This is a genomic window from Streptomyces sp. NPDC001156, from assembly GCF_053598275.1.
Genome location: NZ_JBSFJX010000107.1, coordinates 1 through 21,024, shown reverse-complemented (window position 1 = coordinate 21,024; position 21,024 = coordinate 1). Strand labels below are relative to the sequence as shown.

The 21,024-nt window shown below is 69.2% G+C and carries 16 protein-coding genes and 2 pseudogenes; 9 read left to right on the top strand and 9 right to left on the bottom strand.

The genetic code is table 11. The annotated features are described in order from the left end of the window. Positions 1-15: 15 nt before the first annotated feature. Positions 16-681 (bottom strand): GntR family transcriptional regulator, encoded by a 666-nt coding sequence (locus ACWDA7_RS34060; protein ID WP_450609380.1) that lies wholly within the window; start codon positions 679-681, stop codon positions 16-18. A 383-nt stretch (positions 682-1,064) separates the two neighbouring features. Here ACWDA7_RS34060 and ACWDA7_RS34055 point away from each other — a divergent pair, with 383 nt between their 5' ends. After that, entirely contained in the window at positions 1,065-1,535 is a 471-nt protein-coding gene (locus ACWDA7_RS34055; RefSeq protein WP_450609378.1) for a GNAT family N-acetyltransferase, read from the top strand. 138 nt (positions 1,536-1,673) lie between these two features. Here the strand turns inward: ACWDA7_RS34055 and ACWDA7_RS34050 are convergent, their stop codons facing one another. The 3 genes from ACWDA7_RS34050 to ACWDA7_RS34040 all read right to left on the bottom strand — a co-directional run bounded on the left by ACWDA7_RS34050 (position 1,674) and on the right by ACWDA7_RS34040 (position 6,133). Then, complete coding sequence (locus ACWDA7_RS34050; RefSeq protein ID WP_450609376.1) at positions 1,674-2,753, bottom strand: WxL protein peptidoglycan domain-containing protein; 1,080 nt, start codon at positions 2,751-2,753, stop codon at positions 1,674-1,676. Between the two features lie 74 nt (positions 2,754-2,827). Then, positions 2,828-4,801, bottom strand: coding sequence for a fibronectin type III domain-containing protein (locus ACWDA7_RS34045; protein WP_450609374.1), 1,974 nt, complete (start codon positions 4,799-4,801; stop codon positions 2,828-2,830). Between the two features lie 126 nt (positions 4,802-4,927). Further along, a complete protein-coding gene (locus ACWDA7_RS34040) occupies positions 4,928-6,133 on the bottom strand; it encodes a HupE/UreJ family protein (RefSeq protein WP_450609372.1) in 1,206 nt (401 codons plus the stop codon). Between the two features lie 172 nt (positions 6,134-6,305). Between ACWDA7_RS34040 and ACWDA7_RS34035 the strand changes: the two genes are divergently transcribed. Together ACWDA7_RS34035 and ACWDA7_RS34030 are read left to right on the top strand one after the other, a co-directional pair. Continuing rightward, positions 6,306-6,992: a hypothetical protein gene (locus ACWDA7_RS34035; RefSeq protein ID WP_450609370.1), complete on the top strand. Its 687-nt coding sequence runs from the start codon at positions 6,306-6,308 to the stop codon at positions 6,990-6,992. Between the two features lie 21 nt (positions 6,993-7,013). Next, complete coding sequence (locus ACWDA7_RS34030; RefSeq protein ID WP_450609369.1) at positions 7,014-7,613, top strand: DUF1028 domain-containing protein; 600 nt, start codon at positions 7,014-7,016, stop codon at positions 7,611-7,613. 206 nt (positions 7,614-7,819) lie between these two features. Here the strand turns inward: ACWDA7_RS34030 and ACWDA7_RS34025 are convergent, their stop codons facing one another. Beyond that, positions 7,820-8,218, bottom strand: a complete 399-nt coding sequence (locus tag ACWDA7_RS34025; protein ID WP_450609367.1) for a YunG family protein — start codon at positions 8,216-8,218, stop codon at positions 7,820-7,822. A gap of 264 nt (positions 8,219-8,482) precedes the next feature. On the opposite strand from ACWDA7_RS34025, the gene ACWDA7_RS34020 reads away from it, so the two are divergent. Next, positions 8,483-9,376, top strand: a complete 894-nt coding sequence (locus ACWDA7_RS34020) for a DUF1963 domain-containing protein (RefSeq protein WP_450609365.1) — start codon at positions 8,483-8,485, stop codon at positions 9,374-9,376. A 455-nt stretch (positions 9,377-9,831) separates the two neighbouring features. Here ACWDA7_RS34020 and ACWDA7_RS34015 read toward each other — a convergent pair whose 3' ends face one another. Beyond that, the gene (locus ACWDA7_RS34015) at positions 9,832-11,925 is read right to left on the bottom strand and encodes a transglycosylase domain-containing protein (protein WP_450609363.1); all 2,094 of its coding nucleotides are present in this window, start codon (positions 11,923-11,925) and stop codon (positions 9,832-9,834) included. Between the two features lie 676 nt (positions 11,926-12,601). Continuing rightward, positions 12,602-13,099: a DUF1877 family protein gene (locus ACWDA7_RS34010; protein WP_450609361.1), complete on the bottom strand. Its 498-nt coding sequence runs from the start codon at positions 13,097-13,099 to the stop codon at positions 12,602-12,604. Between the two features lie 167 nt (positions 13,100-13,266). Here ACWDA7_RS34010 and ACWDA7_RS34005 point away from each other — a divergent pair, with 167 nt between their 5' ends. From ACWDA7_RS34005 to ACWDA7_RS33995, 3 genes are all read left to right on the top strand, one after another. After that, positions 13,267-13,677, top strand: coding sequence for a hypothetical protein (locus ACWDA7_RS34005; protein WP_450609360.1), 411 nt, complete (start codon positions 13,267-13,269; stop codon positions 13,675-13,677). 600 nt (positions 13,678-14,277) lie between these two features. Beyond that, positions 14,278-14,910, top strand: a complete 633-nt coding sequence (locus ACWDA7_RS34000) for an RNA polymerase sigma factor (protein WP_450609358.1) — start codon at positions 14,278-14,280, stop codon at positions 14,908-14,910. Between the two features lie 92 nt (positions 14,911-15,002). Further along, positions 15,003-15,785 carry a hypothetical protein gene (locus ACWDA7_RS33995; protein ID WP_450609356.1) on the top strand — a complete coding sequence of 261 codons (783 nt, stop codon included), beginning with the start codon at positions 15,003-15,005 and terminating at the stop codon, positions 15,783-15,785. Positions 15,786-15,895: 110 nt separating this feature from the next. Here ACWDA7_RS33995 and ACWDA7_RS33990 read toward each other — a convergent pair whose 3' ends face one another. Beyond that, positions 15,896-17,335: a protein kinase domain-containing protein gene (locus ACWDA7_RS33990; protein ID WP_450609354.1), complete on the bottom strand. Its 1,440-nt coding sequence runs from the start codon at positions 17,333-17,335 to the stop codon at positions 15,896-15,898. 327 nt (positions 17,336-17,662) lie between these two features. Further along, the gene (locus ACWDA7_RS33985) at positions 17,663-18,541 is read right to left on the bottom strand and encodes a hypothetical protein (protein ID WP_450609352.1); all 879 of its coding nucleotides are present in this window, start codon (positions 18,539-18,541) and stop codon (positions 17,663-17,665) included. 223 nt (positions 18,542-18,764) lie between these two features. Here ACWDA7_RS33985 and ACWDA7_RS33980 point away from each other — a divergent pair. Further along, positions 18,765-19,568 (top strand): annotated as a pseudogene (locus ACWDA7_RS33980) (IS200/IS605 family accessory protein TnpB-related protein); the annotation flags it as partial. 60 nt (positions 19,569-19,628) lie between these two features. After that, positions 19,629-20,872 (top strand): annotated as a pseudogene (locus tag ACWDA7_RS33975) (IS3 family transposase). Positions 20,873-21,024: the final 152 nt, after the last annotated feature.

Here is a 21,024-nt window from a genome sequence, read left to right as displayed (position 1 = left end):
CCGGCCCCGTCGGCGTCAACCACGCTGCCTCGGGGGGAAGCGAGTCCTTGCGTTCTCCGTGTGGGCGCGCATGACCTTCTGGGCGCGTGCGTCGTCGCGGGCGGCGATGGCCGCGATCAGCTCGCGGTGCTCCACCCAGGCCTGGTGGGCGATGGGTGTGTAGTACCGGCGGACCCTGCGCTCGACATGGGCGGCCAGCTCCGCGAGCACCGCGTTCCCGGCCAGTTCCACGACGCACGCGTGGAATGTGGCGTTCGCGATCACCACCGCGTCCACGTCGTCGGCGCCGACCGCAGCCTCACCCGTCGCGCACAGCTCGTCCAGCCGCTCAAGTCCCTCGCCCGAGGGGCCGACCGCTGCCAGACGCGCCGCCTCGGTCTCGAGCAGAGCGCGGACGACGAAGAGCTGGTCGGTCTCGTCACCGGTCGGCTCGTGGACAAAGGCACCCTGGGCCGGGCGAAGATCCACCCACCCTTCGGTGTTCAGCCGCTGCAACGCCTCGCGTACGGGCTGCCGGGAGACCCCGAGGTGGCCTGCGAGCTCGCTCTCCACCAGGTGCCGGCCAGGGCGCAACGACCCTGAGCTGATCAGCTCCAGCAGAGCCCCGTACACACGCTCGCGCAGCGGTTCCGGGCGCTCAAGCTTGGGCATCGATCCTTGCGGCAGCCCGTTGAACAGCATCTCGGCCTCCCCAGAGCTCTCTTTGCTGCTCTATGTACCTCACCCGGCGTGAGGGAGAGTAGCGAACGTGAGAACGGTTCGTACCCAGGGTCGTAGCCCGTCGAGCATGACACCCCTGCGGCAGGAACGTCTGCATGATCCCGCGGCCACCTGGAACACGGTTGCCGGCACGGCCGGGAGGAACAGCGCACTGCATGGTGAAGCTGCCTCGGGCGCGGACGCGGTCCGGCGTGCCAGTTCCGCTCCAGATCGCCTGCGTCGCATACGCTGCGAAGACGTCCGACCTGGCGTCCGCGATGACGCGGACGCATGGAATGCCGCCCGGTGGCGGCTCGTCACGTAGACCCGGATGGCGCAGCTGCCGGATGCGGAAGGGGTGTGGCATGAGATCCCCAGGTGTGCACCTTCGGGAGATCACCGACGACAACCGGGATGCCGTTTGCGCCCTCCACGTCCGACATGACCAGAAGCAGTTCGTCGCCTCCGTGTCCAAGTCGCTCAAGGAGGCGGCAAAGAAACCGAAGGCCAACCCCTGGTACCGCGCCGTGTACAGCGGTGACGAGCCGGTCGGCTTCGTGATGCTGTCGTGGAAACCGCCGACTGGTCCTTACAAAGGGCGGCACTTCCTCTGGCGCCTGCTTGTCGACAAGCGGCATCAGGGGCGCGGAATCGGCCGAGAGGCGCTCCAGCAGGTCGTCGCCCTGGTGCGGGAGGACGGCGCCACCGAGCTGCTGACCAGCTACGAGCCCGGTGAGGGCGAGCCGTGGCCCTTCTATCGGAAGTTCGGGTTCGAGCCCACCGGGGAGATCGACGACGACGAGATCGTTCTGCGGCTCACGTTCCCCGCTCATTGAACTCATCGGGAACGCGGACGGTTGTGACCTTCGGTGGTCACACGACGAAAGAGCTGGTGGGCACCTGGGAGTCGATGCCCATCAGCTGCATGTCCGCCCCGACGGCGCCCGCCTCCGTCGGTTGCGTTGTCGATGCGTTCAGCTCTTCTGTGCGGGCCGGCTGCTGAGTGCCTCCTCGACGGCCGCTCGGACGCGCTCGTCCTCTCGCAGCTTGCGGCGCGTGCGGTGGCGGCGGATGAGGACGATGGCTCCGGCGATGAGCGCGATCAGCACGATCAGGATCAGCAGCAACGTCCATGGCACGGCCCATCCATGTGCCGTGGCCTCGACGGGCTTCAATGAGGTGATGGAACCCGAGGAGTCGGTCAGCCGGGGCGTGAGGGTGGCCGTGGCGGTCAGGCTCACTCCGGGTGCCACGCCGTGGACGGGCACCGTCACCTTCCAGCTCTCGCCGGGCAGCAACTCCGGTGAGGGGGCTATGCGTCCGGCCTCGGTCCGCAGCCAGCCGAAGGCACCCGCGACCGAGACCTGCTGTTGCGCGGACAGGACCGCGTTGCCGGTGTTGTGGATCGAGTAGGTGACGGTGGCGTCGCCCTTGGCGAACGGGGCGAACGAACCCGCGTACGTCACGCGGAGGTTCTCGATCGTGAGGTTCGGCGTGAGCTTGCCGCTGACCCGCAGCTTGATACGGATGCCGAGGCGCCGGTCCACGTTGACGCCCTCGGCGTCGTCGGACTGCCTGAGGGAGGTGAGGATGCCGCCCACGTAGTCGCCGGGCACGGCATGGTCCGGGACGGTGACCGTGAAGGGAACTTGAGCGGACTTGCCCGGCGGGATCACGACGCGCTCGCGGCCGGCGTGGACCCATGCGCCGATGCCGATGGACTTCCTGTCCTTGGTGAGCAGGTCGAGTTGGCCCGTGCCCGTGGTGAAGCCGTCGGCGGCGTAGACCGCCAGGGTGAGCGGAGCCTTGCTGCGATTGGCGACGACCATGGCGTCCTTGATCTGGCCGCCTGGGTTGAGGTCGTAGGCGAAGCTGGACCGGTCGTCGCCGTACCCGTTCGCGGCCGTCCTGACCGTCCAGGTGACGTCGCCGTCCGCGGCGTGAGCGGATCCGACACTCAGGCCGCTGATCGCACAGGCGGTGAGCAGGGCGAGGACGGCTGTGCGGACGAGGGAGACGACGGTGGTCTTCCGGCGCATTGCGAGCGCGTACATCTGGGGTTCTCCTGGCACAGGAGGCGGGGTAGGCCGGCCCGAAGGTGCCTACCCCGCCAGTGGAACGGACTGGATCAGCTGCTCAGTGCGGTGATCGTCAGAGTGGCCCGGTAGCCACCCTTGGTGACGGTGTCCGGGATCTTCAGATCCAGGTCGGCGCCGAGCTTGGCGGTGCCACGGGGGTGACCCTGGTCCGCCGAGCCGATGCCGCGCGAGACGGACAGGCCCAGGCCCTGGTCGTCGTAGCCGGAGGCCACCGGGTCGCCGGCCTTGGCGCCCGCGCCGCCGTCGAGGACGTACGGCGTCCAACCGAGGTAGGAGCCGGAGAACGTCTTGTCGCCGTCGCGGAAGTCGCTCACGTTGGCCGAGACGGACCACGGGGCGAGGGACCGGCGGCTGTCCGACACGAGGAGCGGGTTGATCTTGCCGTCCGCGACGAAGTGGTCGCCGTTCCGCTCCTCGGCGGTGCCGAGGTCCACCAGGCCGTTGTAGCCGTCGATCGTCCAACCGAACTCACCGGGAGCCGGGTTGGGAACGTTGACGGCGAGATCCTGCTTGTCACCGTGGTACGGGTGCACCGTCACCTTGTCGACGACCGAGCCCACGGGCTGGTCGGCGGGGGTGTTGTTGCACCAGTTGCCCTTCTCCACGGCCGCGTTCGGAGCCGCGCAGGTGCCGCTGCGGAGGTTCTCGACGACGAGCTTGTCGTTCCGCACCTGGACCTTCACGTAGGAGCGGACGTGCTCCTGGTTCTGGACCGAGTTGTACCAGTAGTTCTTCGGGTTGAGCGGGTCCGCACCGTTGCCGGCGCCGTTCGTGCCGCTGTTGTCCGGCGCGGTGATGTCGTAGTACTTCGAGCCCGAGGCCGAGTTGCCCGTCACGTAGAGGACACCGCCCGGACCGGGGTAGACATCGGCGGCACCAGGCTGCTCGGCCGGGTTCGCCTTCTCGCCGTTCTTGATCAGGTAGCTGCGCGAGTAGCTGTGGTCGTGGCCCTGCAGCACCAGGTCGACGCCGAGCTTGGAAAACGTTGTCGGGAAGTCGACGCGGCGAATCTTGTTGTCGGCGTCCTTGGCGTGGTCGGCCGGCGAGTAGATCGCGTGGTGGTAGACGAGGACCTTCCACTTGGCCTCGTTGCCGTGCTTGTTGATGACGTCGGTGACGTAGTTGATGTGCGCCGCGTCGCCGCCGCCGTTGGCGGAGTTGTAGCTGTTGCTGTTCAGGTCGATGAACAGGACATCCTTGTAGATGTACCAGTAGTCACCACCGGACTTGGTGCCCGCCGGGTTCCCGTTGTCGTAGTACGGGGCCGAGCGGTCGGTGTTCGGGGTGGTGAAGTGCTGCTCGTAGGCCTTGCCGCCGACGTCGTGGTTGCCGATGGTGGCGGCCCACGGGTACTGGCGCAGCTGGTCCGGAGCGAGGAAGGCGTTCCACTGGGTCTCGGTGTTGGCCGTCTCGACCTGGTCACCGCCCGACACCAGGAGCTCCGCGTCCGGGTTGGCCTTCAGCGAGACGTCCAGCGTGTCCTGCCAGCCGGCCTGGTCCTTCGCCACGTCGCCGGACGAGCCGATCTGCGGGTCGCCGTAGAACAGGAAGTCGTAGTCGCCTTCGTAGTTCTGCGTCTTGAAGGAGTACGCCCCGGACCAGTTGCCCTCGGCGCCGACGCGGTAGGAGTACGCGGTGTGCTCCTTCAGGCCGGTGATCGTCGCGTGGCGGTTGAATCCGCCGCTGGTGGCGATGTTCGCCCCGCCGAGGGCGTCGAAGGTGACTGCGTCGGCGGGGAATTCACCGTTGACCACCTGGGCGGTCGGCGCGACCTGGACGACCTGCGTGGTGTCCGCCGAGGAGTACCACGTCACGGTGCGCTGGGACTCGTTGGCACCCACGCCGAGGACGATGCCGCTGAGAGTGGCGGTGTCGGCGGCGCTGGCGGCAGAGGCCAGGGTGCCACCGAGGGCTATGGACAAGCCCAGGAAGGCCGCTGCGGCTCCTGTGGCCGCGCGGTGCCGCGCAGGCCCGGAGACCTGCGCGTTGGGTCTGAATCTCATCACTTTCGTTCCTTTTGAGGCACAGAAGTGCGTGATCGGAGGTCAAAAAGGTCTCTGGGGTTGGTAAACCGGACGCAAATGTGATCTTGGTGCTTATTGAACTTCGAACGAGAGATGAGCCCCGTCTCAGATGGCGAACACCCGTTGCGTGAACCACACGAGCCCCATGACCGCCACTCCCGCCGACAGCGCGCCGGTCACCCAGAGGCCGGCCGTCGGCGCACGATGGCGCAGCACGGCCAGCAGCGGGAACACGAGTGCGATGATGGCCAGTTGTACGACCTCGATGCCGACGTTGAACACCAGCAGCGACCACAGCAGGGTCCACGACCAGGCCGTCTCGATCCCCAACGCGCCCGCGAAACCGAGGCCGTGGACCAGACCGAAGCAGAACACGACACCGAGGCGTATCCAGCCCGCGCGGTCGAGGCTGAAATGTCCGCCGCCGGTCTCGAGATCGGTGGCATGACCGCCGCGCTGCCGGATCCGCCACAGGTGCCAGCCTGCGACCACGGCGATCGACAGCGCGATGACGGGCTCCACGACTCTGCCCGGCACATCGACCAGACCGAGCGCGGCGAGCAGGAACGTCATCGAGTGGGCGAGGGTGAAACTCGTGGCCGCGAGCACGATCTCCCGCAGTCGGCGCGACCCCGCGATGAGCGCGAGCAGGAACAGGATGTGGTCGATACCGGTCAGCAGGTGCTCGGCGCCCAGGCGGAAGAACTCCCAGAACCGCTGGTACCACGGCTGTTCGAGGGAGAAGGTGGGATGGGCTGCGTCGAGCGCGGCACTCCCTGAACGGCCGTCCACGTCGTAGGTGACGATCGTCTTGGTGCCTTTGACATAGCCCTCGGAGTCGGGGAACAGCGCGCTGCGCACCTGGCGTTTTCCGCCTGCCGGGGGGCAGGCCCAGTCGAGGTGCAGAACGGCGTACGGTACGCCCTCCCGGCGACCCATCGTGAAGCCGCCCACCCGTGTCGGTGTGCAGTGTTTGGCGGCCGAGGTGACCGAGAATCGCTGGGTCACATACGAGACGGCCGACTGCGCATGGGAGTTGAGCGCCGCGGCCTGGCCGACGGTGTCGCCGGTGTCGAACGCGGCGTCTCCGGCTCGGAAGAGAGGGTCGTCCTTCTCGTAGTCGGCGGCGGAGACGATGAAGAGGTCGTACTCGAGCTCCAGCGTCGTGCGTATGCGGTTCTCCCCGCTCGCGGTGGCGTGGACGTACACCGTCGACGTGAACCCGTGGGCGGACGCGGGCTGGACCAGGCTCAGGAAGGTGATCACCGCGACGGTGATCCCGATGACGGCGCGACGGACGTGTCGTGACATGTGGCTCCTTAGAGTTGCCAGGGCACGGTCCATGTCACGGGTGAACTCGGCTCGGCTCGTCGACGAACCGTACGAAAACAGGTTCGAGGAAACGCCCTTCCGAGGGCGACTTGCGGGAACGGGCACCGCAGGATGGGGACGTACCACTCACACCACTCGGAGGACGAACGCCTTGCGCCCCCCGCTTCGGACCCTTGCCGTGCTCTCCGCGTCCGCCGCCCTGGTCACCGGATGCAGTTCCGCCGACGACTGGTCGCGGCCGCACCCCAAGCCCACCGCCGTGGGTGCCCTCGGCGCCGGGTTCGTCGACACCTCCTCCTCGCCCGCTCCCGAGTCGACGACCACACCCCGACCGGGGTCGTGGACCGGCGTCCACCCTCCGAAGAACTACCGCGTGGTCCTTGTCAGTGCGGGTGCCGACCGGCCGACCAGAGCGCTCGTGACGGCCGTCGAGGACTGGGCCGAAGCCGAACACGTCGACCTCAGGACGGTGCGAGCCGACGGCACGTTGGACCTCCTTCCCACCCTCACCAAGGCTCTCGAAATGAGCCCGGACCTCGTCGTCAGCGCGGGCAACGACCTCATCGACCCGCTGGCGACGGTCACCCCGAACCATCTGTCCCAACGGTTCCTCGTCGTCGGCGCGGAACTCGCCGAGCCCACCTACAACGTGACGGCTGTCGACTGGTCGGGCGCCTCGTTCCGCGGCGAAGGCCTCGGCATGTCCTCAACGTACGACCCCGCCTCGTTCACCGCCCCGCGCTGCGCGGCCGCCATCAGAGCGGGTGCAGCGGCCGTCCTGCACGACCTGACCGGAATCGTGATCTGGCTGGACGACTTCGACACACCGAGCGCGTGATGGGCGGGCATTGACCTGACGGTGAGCTTGCCGGGGCGGGCCTTCCTGATCGTCGGTCCCGAAGGCCCCGGAGCGACGTACACAGGCGAAGAGTGTCTGGACTGGGCCGGTGGGACCGCAGGCGACGGTTATGCGATCCAGGGCAACATCCTCACCGGCCCCGAGGTGATCGAAGCCATGGAGTCGGCCTGGCTGTCCTCGCGGGAGGTGCCCCTCGACCGGCGGCTGGTCGCGGTGCTGGCGGCGGGCGACGCCGCGGGCGGTGACCGCAGGGGCCGCCAGAGCGCGGCCCTGTATGTGGTGTCTCCGGGCGCCGGGTACGGCGGCGGCAGCGATGTCGCCTGCGATCTGCGGGTGGACGACCATCCCGACCCCGTTACGGAGCTGAGGCGCCTGCTGGACGTGCACGAGCTGCTGTTCGGCAGGCCCGACCCGGACGCCCTGCTGGACCTGTCGGGTGAGCTGAAGGAGGAGGTGCAGAGCCTGGTCACCGTGCGCGGTTACGCCTCGCTGGACATGTGGGCCGGAGTGGAGAACCTGGAGAACCGCCTGGTTCCCGGCAAGATCGACCCGGTGGTGCTGGCCCGACTCCGGGACGGCGACCTCGGCGGCGACGCGTAGGGGATGACAACAGCGGCAGCACAAGGGATGTCGCGAGGCAACCCGTAAGGGAGACAACGAACTTCGAGTCGCCTGCCACCGCGGTGGCAGAAGCCTCATGTCGCCGCCGTGACAGAAGGGGCACTGGCCGGCGGTGATGTCGGCCAGCGGCCCCTTTCCACGCGATGTGCCGTTCCGCTGAACCGGACGACGCGACCCCGGCACCCTCAGACGGGCTCCGGCAGCGAGCCGAGGTGCTCGATGACACGCTCGCGCAGCAGGAGGTACTCCTCCCAACGACGCGGCAACGGACCCGGTGGACGCTCGACGACCCGAACAGCCGTGATGGTCTGCCCGCGCTGGAACTGCTCGCGGGTCAGGTCGAGTTCAACACCGCTCGGCAACCGGTTCCACCAGTGGAAGCCGTGCTGGGTGCCCTCAAGGTGCACCTCGCCGACCATGAGATCACCGCCGAAGACATCGTTGACGATCAAGGCCGTGATGTCGCAGTGCCCCCAAGCCGGGTTGCGCTGCTGCCAGTTGGCTTGGTCGTCGGGCGAACAGGTGTCGGCGGCCCAGCCGGCTCGCAGGGCCCTGTCGAGATCGATCAGGTTCCACGGGGTCATGCCGCCAGCATCGCAGCCACCACTGACACCGGACATGGCACAGCAGCCGCCACGGGCCCGGCCGACCGGAACACAGACGAGCCGCCCCACAGAAGACGAACAGCCATACCGGGCAGGGAGATCAACCGCCCACGGACAGAGACTTGAGTCGGTCCGCTCGCCCGGACGTCCCCCTGTCCGTGGACAGAAATCGTGACGCTACTCTGCAGACCGCTGCGGCCACGGCCGTTGTGAACACGAGATCCCGCCCGAGGAGCACGTCCGATGGCTCGCACCACCCCGCCGCGTCCGGTCGCTGTCGAGACACTGTTTTCCGAGGTGGCCGCCTTTCGGAAGGTGGCCGTCCGGCTGCATCCGCGTATCGGCGAGCCGGGCGCACGGGACAGCTCGCTCGGTGGGCCCCTGCTCTGGCCGCCGTCGCAGCACTGGCCGCACTGCGGGGACGACCACCCTCACACGGCGTACTCCCCGCCCACCGAGGAGCCGGTCCCCCTCGTTCCGGTGCTCCAGCTCTTCGCCGCCGACGTGCCCGACCTGGACTTCCCGACCGGCACCGATCTGCTGCAGGTGCTGTGGTGCCCCTTCGATCACGAGGACGGCTACGTACCCCGCCCCGAGATCTTCTGGCGCAGCAGCTCCGGGAGCGACCTCGCACCGGCGGCCCCGCCCCGCCCGAGCGGTGCCGACAGCGACTACCTGCCGGACCCGTGCGTCCTGCACCCTGAACGCGTCACCGACTACCCGAACTGGGATCTGCCGGAGGACATCGCCGACGCGCTCGAAGCCAGGTTCGAGCAACTGGAGGAGGAAACCGGTTGGTCGTACTGGTACCACCTCTCCGTCTCCGACGGGATCAAGGTCGGCGGCTACCCGACCTGGACGCAGGAGCCGAACTGGCCCACGTGCCCGACGTGCAGCCGGCGCATGGACCATCTCCTGACGATCAACAGCTCTGAGTTCGACGGCGAAAGCTGGCGCACCTGGCTGCCCGTCGAGGACACCCCGGCCGAGGGCACGATCTGGGACCTTGCCTTCGAAGAACGGATGCAGGTCCAGTGCTCGCCCGGCCTCATGCTCGGCGACATGGGCGGCATTTACCTGTTCGAATGCCCAAGCTGCCCCGACAGGCCCTTCGCCTATCGCTCCGATTGCTCCTGACCCCGGCCGCCACAAGTTGGCCCCCGCGCGGCCCGTCGTCCCGGTACCGACGGGCCAGCGCCTCGGAAGGCGCCATCGCGGGGTAAACGGAACGTACGCCTCCACCAGTCAAAACGGAAGACCCTTGCGGAGTTGTCCCTCTCCTTGGGACGGGAACCGGCCGATACGCCGGCAGAGCGGCTGCCGAATAGGCATCGGCGGCGGCCTGGCCGCGGGGTCGGAGGACGCGAGGAAGTACGGGAAAGACCCCGCGCTTGCGCACTTTTATCCGTTTATGCCCACATATTCGAGTCATCGCAAGGGAGGGGAGAGCCCCGGCCGGTGGCCGACGCTCTCCCCTCCCCTCGGTCCGGCGGCCATCGCCGTGGCGGCCCGTGGCGCCCGGGGCCCTCGAGGTCCGTCCGAGGAAGCGGGCGAGTGGCTGATGCCCTCCGCGAGGTCTTGTGCCGACGCGATCAATGGCACTTGTGGCGATGGCACCCAGGGACGGCCGTCCGGGTGCTCCCGGTGCGGCGGTGGTGGTCGCCCCCTTGCCCGTCCGCAGGTTTGCGGGGCTTGGAGGGCGAGGGGGAAGGAGCGCCGTATTCGTTGGTGCCGTGGCCCAGGGAGGCGGGCGCCGGGAAGGGGGCGTCGGGCAGGCCGGCGAGGGCGCCGCGCATGTACTCGGTCCAGATCTCGGTGGGGATGTCGCCACCGAACACCTTCTGTAGGCCGCCGACACCTACCAGGGATTCCAGACGCGGGTGGTTCGGGTCCTCCCGGAACAGGAGGACGGAGGTGGCGAGCTGCGGGGTGTAGCCGATGAACCAGGCCGACCGGTAGTCGTCGGTCGTTCCGGTCTTGCCCGCCGCGGTCCTGCCGACGGCCTGGGCCTTGGTGCCGGTGCCCCGGGCGATGACGCCCCGGAGCACATCGGTCACATTGTCGGCGACCGCCGCGGGAAGGGCCCGGACGGGGGCAGGGGCGGTGAAGCCGGTCAGCGGCGAGCCGTTGTGGGTCACCTTGGTCACCGAGTACGGCGTCGCCTGCATACCGCTCGCGGCGAAGGTCGCGTAGACACCGGCCATCCGAATGGCGCTCGGTGTGGAGGTGCCGATGTAGAAGCCGGCGCTCGGGGCCGCCAGGCTGTTGGTGCGCAGTCCAAGGGCCTCCGCGGTACCGGCCACGTTCTTGTAGCCGACGTCCTCGCCCAGTTGCACGTACGGAGTGTTGACCGACTGCTCCATCGCCTTGCGCAGATCGATGTAGCCCCAATGGTCAGGCGTGTCGTTGTGCTGGTGGAGGAGCCCGGTGGGGTCCTTGGGGTCGGCGACGTAGTTGCCCTGCTGGTCCTTGATCTGGATGCCGTCGTCGCCGTTGAACTTGCTGTCCGGGGTGATCGGCTCCGGAGACTTGCCGGGCCGCAGTACGGCTCCGTGCTGGAGCGCGGCGGCCAGGACGACCGGCTTGAAGGTGGAGCCGACCGGGACTCCGGCGGTGTCGGCGTTGTCCGAGTAGTGGGCCTGGTCGAAGCCGGCACCGCCGTAGACCGCCACGATCCTGCCGGTCGTGGGATCCACCGAGGCGGCCCCGGCCTGGACGTCCCGGTCGACCGATCGGTGGGCGGGGTCGAGGCGTCGCTTGCGGACCGTGGCGACGGCCCGGGCCAGCTCCGTCGTCTTCTTTCTGTCGAAGGTGGTGTGGATCTGGTAGCCGCCCCGGCTCAGGCTGCCGTCCGTGATGGTCCGGTCGTGTCCCTGGATGTACGACTTGGCCAGTTGGACCAGGTAGCCGACCTGGCCCGTGAACGCCGAACCGCGGTTCCACTTCGTGGGCGCCGGGAATCCGGCCGCCGCGTACTTCGCCCGCTGTTGCGGGGCCAGCTTGCCGGTCGTCACCATCCGGTCGAGCACCCAGGACCAGCGTGCTTTCGCGTGCGCCTTGGCCGCGGGGTCGGAGTCGGCGTACTGGAAGAGGCTCGGCTCGTTGACCGCCGCCGCCAGGAAGGCTCCCTGGCTCGCGTTGAGCTTTTCCACCGGGAGGTTGTAGTACATGCGGGCCGCGGCCTGGATGCCGTTGGCCTGACGGCCGAAGAAGCAGGTGTTCAGGTATCCCTGAAGGATCTGCTGCTTGCTCATGGCGGCGCCGATCTTGGTGGAGATCAGCAGTTCCTTGAACTTGCGTGAGACCGTCTGCGACTGATCGAGGTACGTGTTCTTGACGAACTGCTGGGTGATCGTCGACCCGGACTGGACGGAGCCGCCCTCCGCCATGTGGACGGCGGCACGGAGGATTCCCTGCGGGTCGATACCCGGGTCGGTGTAGAAGGACGCGTTCTCCGCGGCGATGAAGTCCCACTGCACGTCGGTGGGCACCTGCGAGAGCGTGACGTTCTGCCGGTTGACGCTGCCGTCGGTCGCCAGGACGGTGCCGTCGGACCAGTAGTAGACGTTGTTCTGGAGCAGAGTCCTGGGGTTGGGGTCAGGGATGGTGACCGTGGCGTAGGCGTAGCCGACGGCCGCCGCCGTGGCACCGAAACAGACCAGGAAGACTCCCAGCAGCTGACGCACCGATGGCAGCCAGCGGCGCGGTCCCGTTCTTCCCCCGCGCGGATAGTCGATCCACCGTCTGCCGGCTGGCGCCGCTCTCCGGGCCCGGCGTGACGTGGCCGGTCCGGGCGCCTGATGACGAGAGGCCCGGCGACCCGTGGCGGGGTGACTGCCGGCACCCGTGCCGCGAATGGAGCGCTGCGGTGGTCGGCGCCGGTGTCCGCTCATGGGCTGGGATCACTGTCCTCTCGGTACGAACTGCGATGTCTCATGGGGGCCGTGGGGGTGCGGACCACCGGGAACCGTCCTGGGTGGATCCGGCGCGCCGTACGGACTCGCGTCCGCTCCGCCGCCTTCGTCCGGCCGCTGCACGAGCCACTTCAGGAGTGGCCCCCTCCCCCGGCGGACCGATTCGGTCGCCCGCTTGGAAAGAGCCAACTCGGCCGAATGTGTTACACCTCGGCCTCGCAGAACGGGACGAATCCCATGAATGAGATCATCGACCGGGCGGTAACAAGGCCGCCCTAGTGGGCCGGCCAGCAGGCGAGCCGACAGACGGGCAGGCAGGCAGGCACGTCACGGTGCCGCTCTCTCTCCGAGGTGACGCGGACGGGATCCGCCGCGTCCACCACACCGCAGTACCGGTTACGCTGCCGCCCCGGCCCTCACTCCACCCCGAAGGCCCGGCCGGCGCGTCTCAGGCCGGTAGCCACTTCACCACCGCCTCCCCGTGCTCGGAGGTCTGCGCGTAGAACGCCGTCAGCCGCTGGTGCGCCTCCGCGAAAGCGCCTCGCGTCTCAGGCTCCGCGGTCGCACCGCCGTAGCGAGGCAGCAGTTCGTCGCGGGCGAAGATCCACAGCGCGTCGAAGTCGGCCATCGTCAGGAATGAGGCCACCCGGTGCGCCTGGGCCGCCGTCAGCACCAGGAACGGCGGTTTGTCCCGGTCGGGATGGAACACCGGCCGACCGCCGAGCACCACCTGGGACCGGGGCCGGTCGTCCGCGTGATACGGGGAGGCGCCGGCCGCGTAGAGGAGCTCCTGATCCAGGTGACAGCTGTCCAGCACCTCATCGCGGTGCTGGACGAACAGGTGCCGGGCGTTCTCCCGATCACCCTCGAACAGTCGTTCAAGCCAGGTCGCACTGTTGCGCAGTGCCGGGGGCGGTACCGCTCGCAGATGGAAGTACGTGCTCATCACAGAAGGAGCGCACGGAGGCACCCGAACATCACTCCGCCCGGCGGGCGACCGTTCCGGGAAGATCCGTCGATCTTGGCGCCGACGTGGCCTGGCGGATTCTGCGCCGGTTGCCGAAATCCCGGGGGCGGAGTGACGGATCAGCCGCTGACCTCGCTTCTCCGTGTGTGACGACAGAGCAGGAAACCAGACCTCATGCCGCCGCCAAGCCCGTGCGGTGGGCGGCGGACACGGTGGCGACGATGCGGGAGGGGGCGCGGCTGCATCTCGACTACTCGGCACCGAGCCTGTGGCGCGTCGACCGCATGATCGACGACCTCCGGCGGGAGGAGACGCCTTTGGTCGCCGTGGAGAGCGTGCTGCGCGGCTTCGGGGCGTACACGGGTGAGGTGATCATCCGCCAGGCGGACGCCGAGTGGTGGGCGGCGGGCGACGACCACTGGATCCGCACCGCCGACGGACGGCTGTGGGATCCCATAGGCGAGGCCACCCGCTGCTTCGACGGACTCGGCTCGCTGCGGCTGCTGTGCCGGGACGCGACCGCGGGCTCACCCGAACCCAAGGACCGGCGGCCCTGATGAGGACCGCGATCCTCGCCTGACGTCGATCCCCCAATCCCCACCGACGTCCCGCCCGGTGTCCACCGACAGTGCGACGTGTAGGGGGCGGCCGGAACCTCGTGCAGTGGACGGGGTCCCGACCGCCCCGTCCCACCCTGTGCCGCCCTCGGGGGGAGTCAACGGCGGCACGGAGCAGGACCCGGGACGGGTCGCTTGCGGTGCCGGCGGCCCGCCGGACGACTGCCTCCGGCTGGTCGGGCGCGAGCCCGGCACCGCTCACACAGCGCACGACCGACACGAAACATCACCCCCGGGACGGCGCTGGCCGTACGCCGCCGTACGAGCACCGGGCTCGCGGGGCGCCGGCGAACGGTCGCTCGTCCCGGACCCCGCGCGGACACGTCGCCCCGAGACGGCCCGATTCCTCGAACTGCCGTACCGGCGGCCCGTAGTGGCGCCGTTCGGCGGGCCGCAGCAGCGCGGCGACGACCTGGCATGCACTGAGGCGTTGTGACACTTCTGTGAGAACTGGCGCTGGTCACCATGGGGGCCGCCGATGCGACCGGAGTGCGTCGGACGGTACGGACTCGCTATGAACCGGTGCGAACGAGGACAGTCTTGGGCCAAAGACGACAACCCCGGCGCGTGCAGCCGCACGACGGGGAATTGGGCGCGGCGGTCGCGCGGGCCCAGGACGGGGACGAGGCCGCTTTCGCGGTCGCTTACCGGATCGTGCAGCCGGGCCTGCTCGGCTACCTGCGGGGACTGGTCGGCGACGAGGCGGAGGACGTGGCGTCCGACGCCTGGCTGGAGATCGCCCGTGACCTCGGACGGTTCAAGGGGGACGGGGCCGGTTTCCGCGGCTGGACGGCGACGATCGCCCGGCACCGGGCACTGGACCATCTGCGCCGCCAGCGCGTGCGGCCCCGGCCGGGAGCTATCGAGCAGGACGTACTGGACCTGCCGGGCCCGCACAGCACCCACGATCAGGCCCTGGAGTCCCTCTCCACCGAGCGGGCCCTGGAACTGGTCCGCGGGCTCCCCCGGGACCAGGCCGAGGCCGTGCTCCTACGGGTCGTGGTCGGCCTGGACGGTACCGCCGCCGCACGCGTCCTCGGCAAGCGCCCGGGAGCGGTGCGCACCGCCGCCCACCGGGGCCTGAAACGCCTCGCCCGCCAGCTGGGCGTCGGCAGCGAGGCGGGAGAGGGTGTGACGGATGAGACTTCCCGGACGCTGGGGGAGTCGGAATGAACGACGGCGGCGGCAGTGAGCCGGCGGACGACTATCAGAACCCGGCAGTACCGGATGAATCGGATACGCCGGACAGGGAACGGAAGCGCGACATGGGTGAACGGCTGAGCGGCGACGAACCTCCGGGCCGCCGACGTATGCACCCTGGTGACGTCGTGTCCGGATCATGGGACGCGTGGGACGACGCCGAGCTGGAGACGATGCTCGCCGCCGCGATGCGCGAAGGCGATCTCGACCCCGACGCCGAGCAGCGGGCTCTGGCCGCCTTCCGGACCGCCCAGGCCGCGGGCACACACCGGGCACGTACCCGACGCCGGGACGACTGGCGGGTGCCCGGAGAGCGGCATGCCGGGCGATCCCTGAAGACGACCTTCGGCGTGGTGTTCGCGAGCCTTGCCCTGGGCGGTGTGGCGGTCGCGGCGATCGGGTCGGCCGGTTCGTCCGCTGACGGTGCCGGCCGAGGGACCGCTCACCCGTCGGCGGTCGCCCCGCACCGGACGGGCGGTGCGGCCTCGTCGGCCTCCCCCGGCGGCCTCGGACCGCAGCACGGCTCGGTCACCGGCAAGGAGACCGCGGCTCATTGCCGCACCTACGAGCACGTCAAGGACCGCGGCAAGGCGCTCGATGCCACGGCCTGGCAGCGGCTGGTCGCGGCTGCGGGCGGCAAGGACAACGTCGCCGCGTACTGCGCACGGGAACTCGCGGAGGCCACGACCGGGTCGGGCAACACGAACAAATCCGCCGGACATACCCCAAACCCCGGCAAGGGCGGCACGGGGAACACGGGCGCCTCCGGCAACGGCTCCGGGGGCGCGAACAGCGCGACCGGGAACGGGCAGGCCAGCGGCGACAAGGGCAACGGGAAGCACAAGTAGCCCTGCGCCCGCGGCCGCACTTCGCCGACCGTCCTACGCCTCTGGCCCCGCGCTTATCGCCGTTCGCCGTTCGGGGGTGAGCTGCTCTCCCATCCACTCCCCCAAGGACCTCAGCTCGCCTCTTCTTTCCCCGGGTGGTGTCTGTGCCCAGGGTCGTCCTTGGGCTGCGTATGGCGCTCGGGCCGCCGGGTGGCAGGGTCTTGGGTCTGCTGGGCGCCGTGACGGGCCTCTTCCTGCCAGTCGGACTCATGGAGTGCCCAAGTCCGCGTGACGGTGCTGCCGTCCAGGGAGCTCGGGGAGTGCCGGGCGTCACGGGACGGGTCCGTGACGGTCGCAGGGCCGTGGGTCTCCGAGGGAGAGCCGGAAGGCGCTTGCGCCGGTGGGACGCCCCGCTTCGGCGTGTTCTCGGCCAACGTGGTGGACGGATGCTGTGTGGATCCGGGTGCCCTCGAGGCGGCCCGGTCGACGCCGTAGTCACCCCGGTCGGCAGAGGCGGACAGGGTCGCCCCCAGAACCGCCGTGAGGACCGCGGTGCCGGTGACCTGCGCCAGGCGACGGGAGCCGCCTCGTGCTCGGCCCGGTCGTTGGTGGGTGACGGGCTCTGGTGACGGTCCCTGGATCGTCCGTACGGCCCGGACATGGCGGCCGCCTGGAGCCGCTTGTCGCCCGGCCGGCCCTCCGGCCCCCTCTCCGCTCCTGATCCCCGCGGCCTGGGTGGTGGCCGCGTCGGAGAGGTGTTCCGCGCATGGCACCGGGACCGGGCCGTGGGAGAGGGCGGCCAGCGCCTCGGCACACTCGCCGGCGGTGGGACGTGCCTCCGGGTCCAGTGCCGTCATGGCGCTCAGGAGGTGAGCCAGGTCCGGGGGCACCGAGCAGGGGATGTCGGGCCGTCGGTGGAGGCGGGCGATGGCGGCCTCCAACGGGGTCCCGTCGTACTCCAGTTCTCCCTTGAGGCATTCCAGCAGGACCAGGCCGAGCGCGTAGATGTCGGCGGCGGGCCCGATGCCTTTGCCGAGGACCTGCTCGGGGGCCAGATACGCCGCGGTGCCGATCAGCGCGCCGGAGGCCGTGTGCCGTGTGGCGTTCATCATCCGGGAGATGCCGAAATCGGCCAGATGCGGGGCTCCTGCGTCATCCAGCAGCACGTTCGACGGTTTGACGTCACGGTGCACGATGCCGGCGGCGTGCACATGCGCGAGTGCGCCCGCGAGGGCGGCGCCCAGTTCGGCGACTTGTCCGGGTGTCAGGAGCCCCCTCGATATACGCCGGCTCAAGGTGGGGCCCTTGACCAGTTCCATGACCAGATAGCCGAGGTCCTTGTGCCGTCCCGCGTCGTAGACGGTGACCAGCCCCGGGTGCTGCATGCGTGCCAGCAGGACGGCCTCGTCGGCGCAGCGCTCCTCCATCTCCTGGTCGGCGCCGGACCGGAAGACCTTGACGGCCACCGGCCGCATGAGGCGGAGATCCATCCCCTCATAGACGTCGGCGACGCCTCCGGTACCGATTTTCGCGTCCAACCGGTACCGGCCACCCACGACATCGGCGGACACGCGGAGTGGAGACGGCACAGGTGATCGGCAGGCCCTCATCTGGTCTCCGTTACTGTCGCTGCGAGCAGGGTCCGAGCATCGAAAAGGCTTTTCGCCGTGTACCCGCTGCGGCTCCCTGCATCCACCCAGATCGATATCGACGGTCGAATCCGGGTCATCCGCGGGGCCCCGGGAGCGACGTGGAGATAGTCGCCACGGTCCTGACGCCGCGACACGGGACCGTCCCTGCGCCCGCCGGCGGCACGGAAAAGGGCCACAGCGGACGGCGTCCGGCCACAGCCGAGAACGGCTGTGGCCGGACGCCGTGATGCCGAACTGCCCGTCGGCTCAAAAACGGTCGAGGATCAGCTGGGTCTTGAGGATGTCGCCGTGGTACAGCCAGCCGTGCGAGTCGGCCACCGAGAGGGCGTCGGCGTGCAGATCGGCGGCGTCCGCGTAGTCGTCGGTCTTGAACGAGAGCTCGACGACGTACTCCGTGCCGGTCCCGCTCGCGCCGACGACGGGAAGGACCACGATGCTCGCGTCGTCGGACCACTCCCACGCGCCCGACCACACCTGCGAGGTCACCGGGCCGTGGGCGCGGGAGGCCTTGAGGGTGTCCGAACCCCAGTTGTTGGAGGACCAGTCGTCGAGCTTGCCGGGGATGTCGTTGACCAGCCAGTTGCGGCCGGTGCCAGCGGAGGGCATCGAGGTGCCGGAGTAGCCGCTCGCGCTGTGGCTCTTCTCGTTGCTGAAGCTGAGGGTCTGCTTGGCGTAGCCCCAGTCCACCTCGGCGTCGTAGTTGGTGTCGCTGCTGTCGAAGCCCTCGTCGTTCGCCTCGTCCAGAGCGGCGTCGATGTCACCGCCGACCACGGGGAACCGCTTCTTGTACGACTCCTCGAAGGACGAGCCCGACTTGTGGCGGAGGCGCACGTCCCAGCCCTGCGCGTCGAGGTCGAGCGCGTTCGTGTCGAAGTACTCGTAGGACCGGGCCTTGGCGGAGCCGGTGATGCCGAAGGCGGCCTTCACGGCCGCGGTCGGGTTGTGAGAGGAGTCGAGCGCTGCACCGGTCAGGTTGATCTTGACTTCGTAGGTCGGCACGGCGTTGGAGTCGGCGAACGCCGCCGGAGCGGGGGCGAGCACCGCCACCGTGGCGGTGAGGGACGCGACCAGGGCGATGGCCGGAGCGGTGAGCAGGCGACGGGCCCGCAGGGAAGCAATGCGCATGCCAAGAAGGTCTCTTCGGCGCATGAGCAGCAGATGGGCTCCCGGTAGGGAGGGTTGGGAGCTGTTCCGTTTCGGATGTGCAGGAGTGTGTGTGAGTGTGCAGGAGCATGTACCTGTTCGTGGTGTTGCAGCGCGCGCACGACGCTTGGCGGGCTCTGAATGTCAGTGCCGGCCGGTAGCGTTCTTCGCGTTGCTGATCAGGTGTTGTGGAGGGGGCAGATCGATGCGTGGTGAGTCGCTGCGTACGATCGCTGCCCCCTTCGTGGCCGTCGGCCCGTCCGGCGTGGCGATCCGCACCCGCATCAAGGGCCTCACGCCGGACGACGAGGAGGTGTTACGTCTGGTCGGCGCGCATCTGGGGTCGCTGGCCTCGAAGGATCTCAAACGCCGGTGCGCCGAGGGCCTGGAGCACTCCGCGGATACGTGGGCCAGGCGCAAGCGGGCCCTGACCGACACGTCGTCCTCGCGGTGGGCCGGTTCGATCACGAAGGCCACCCACGATCAGTGGGCGCTGTCCCGGCGTGCCCAGCTCGCGCACATCCGCAGCCTTGAGGCCGGTATCAAGACGATCGCGCACCGGTTGTCGCTGCCGGTGGGTGAGAAGGGCTCGAAGCGGGCTCCGGGCGGATACCGCACCCGGCAGGAGTGGTTCCAAAAGTCCCGGCGGCTGCATCTGCTGAAGGACCGGCTGGAGCGGGAACGGGCCGATCACGAGGTGGGGCGGGTGCGGGTGGTGCGGGGCGGCAAACGCCTGCTCCACACCCGACACCACCTCGACGCGGCGCAGCTCACCGAGCACGCGTGGCGCCGGCGTTGGGAAGCGGAGCGCTGGTTCCTGCAGGCGGACGGCGAATCGGGCAAGCGGTTCGGGAACGAGACGATCCGCGTCACGCCCGAGGGCGAAGTGTCACTGAAGCTGCCTGCTCCGCTTGCGCACCTGGCGAACGCCCCGCACGGCCGGTACGTCCTCGCCGCAACCGCGGTCTTCCACCACCGCAGCGACGAGTGGGCCGACCGCGGAGCCTCCCCCTGAGTGGTGGACACCCTGACCTCGACCCCGGTGGGGGTCGGGAGAGGGTGACCGATTATGGTGATGAAGGTCTATTCGCCCGAGTTCAAGGCCGACGCCGTGGCCCTGTTCCACTCGGATGCTGATCTCACGATCGCGCAAGCCGCGCGTGACCTGGGACTCAACGCGGAGACCCTGCGGAACTGGATCCGCGCCGACCGCGCCCGCGGCGGCAGCACCACCGGCTTGACCAGGAAGAACGTGACCAGCACCACCCCGGCCGTCGAGGCCACCCGCGAGGAGCTCGCAGCCCGCATCCAGGCCCTGGAGGCCGAGCTGAAGGCCGCCCGCAAGGAGAACGCCACGCTCGCCACCGAGCGGGACATTCTGCGCAAGGCGACGAAGTTTTTCGCCTCGGAGATGACCTGGTAGGCCGCTGCCAGTTCATCGAGGACCACTGCGAGACCTACCCGGTCAAGCGGCTGTGCCAGGTGCTCGACGTGCACCGCTCCAGCTTCTACAAGTGGCGGGCGGGCCGCGAGGCCCGCGCCGCGCGGGAGCGGACCGAGGCGGCCCTGGCGACGAAGATCAAGGCCGTGCACGACGACTCCGACGGCACCTACGGCTCCCCGCGCGTCACCGCCGAGCTGCGGGACACGCACGGCATGGAGATCAACGAGAAGAAGGTGGCCCGCGTCATGCGCAAGTTCAACATCGTCGGGGTGCACCTGCGCAAGAAAGTCCGCACCACCGTGCCCGAGCCGGCGAACCAGGTGGTGCCGGACCTGTTCGGCCGGGACTTCACCGCCGCCGAGCCGGGTGCGAAGTACATGGGCGACATAACCTATCTGCCCGTCGGCGACGGCGAGTTCCTCTATCTCGCCACCGTGCTGGATTGCTTCAGCCGCCGGGTGGTCGGCTACTCCATCGCCGACCACATGCGCACCGAACTGGTCGCCGACGCGCTGCGGATGGCCGCCGCGACCCGCGGCAGCCTGGACGGGGCGATCTTCCACAGCGATCACGGAGCCCAGTACACGTCGAAGGAATTCGCCGACCTGTGCAAGGAGTTGGGCGTCACCCAGTCCATGGGCGCCGTCGGCACCAGTGCGGACAACGCCGCCTGCGAGAGCTTCCACGCATCCCTGAAACGCGAAACACTGCAAGGCGCCCGCCGCTGGGACGGCGCCCGCGCCTGCCGGCTGTCCGTGTTCCGCTGACTCACGCGCTACAACACCCGCCGCAGACACAAGAAGAACGGCCAGCTCAGCCCCGTCGCCTACGAGGCCCGACACTCAGCTACACTCACACTTGCCGCATAAGCATACAAACCGGTGTCCACTTCTCGGGGGGAACCCCCCGCATCACCACGAACCGGGCCGTGGCCTACCGCATCCACTACGACACAGACCGCTGCCGCTGGTACCTCACCGCCTCGTGGACGATCCCGCCGGTCACCACCGTCCCCCTGTCC